The 580-nt window shown below is 48.6% G+C and carries 1 protein-coding gene and 1 pseudogene; both read right to left on the bottom strand.

The features are described from left to right. Positions 1-422: pseudogene (locus D1841_RS18330) on the bottom strand (hypothetical protein); the annotation flags it as partial. Continuing rightward, positions 401-580, bottom strand: a 180-nt coding sequence (locus D1841_RS18325) for a hypothetical protein (protein ID WP_207710219.1), incomplete at its 5' end; no start/stop codon positions are given. The pseudogene D1841_RS18330 and the gene D1841_RS18325, both read right to left, overlap by 22 nt.

The following is a 580-nucleotide window of genomic DNA, read 5'->3' as shown; positions in this document are numbered from 1 at the left end:
TCATATACCGCACGGAGTTCATCCCCGTTTTCTGCGGTAAGCGTATCGCTGTCCACGCCATATTCCGTCTTTATTGTGACGCCAGGGTGAATTTCCATGAACTCTTCCGCCATGGCATCCAATTGCTCCGAAGTGCCGGTGCTGGTAAAGTGCAGGAGAGTAAGCTGTCCTGTAAGTCCTTCCGGATCCACATAGGGGGTGGGTTCCGGGGTAGGACTGGGCGCAGGAGCAGATTGCGCTTTGCTTTCCACTGAACTGGGTGCGCTGCTTTCCGGTTTTTCATCAGTTTCTGCAGGGCCGCAACCTGGGACGGCAGCCGCCAGGAAAAGAATTGTCAAAATCAAGGATATTAAATGTCTATGTTTCATATATTTCACCGCCAGTATCTGTTTTATATAAATTATTCGTTTAAATATATCCACGCTTTGTCCTGCATTTTTTTGGCGCATTCCTCAGGAGTCAGTACCCCTTTCTCATAATACTCATCCATGATAGGGGTGACAATTTTTTCCACTGCCCCCAGCCCGCTGTTAGCTGTATGGATATCTTCCATGATCTCCTCCAGCTTTACCTGAACGGG

It is taken from the genome of Neglectibacter sp. X4 (genome assembly GCF_009917365.1).
Taxonomy (GTDB): Bacteria; Bacillota; Clostridia; order Oscillospirales; family Acutalibacteraceae; genus Acutalibacter.
The sequence above is the reverse complement of the archived record's forward strand: the minus strand, read 5'-3'. Positions and strand labels throughout refer to the sequence as shown.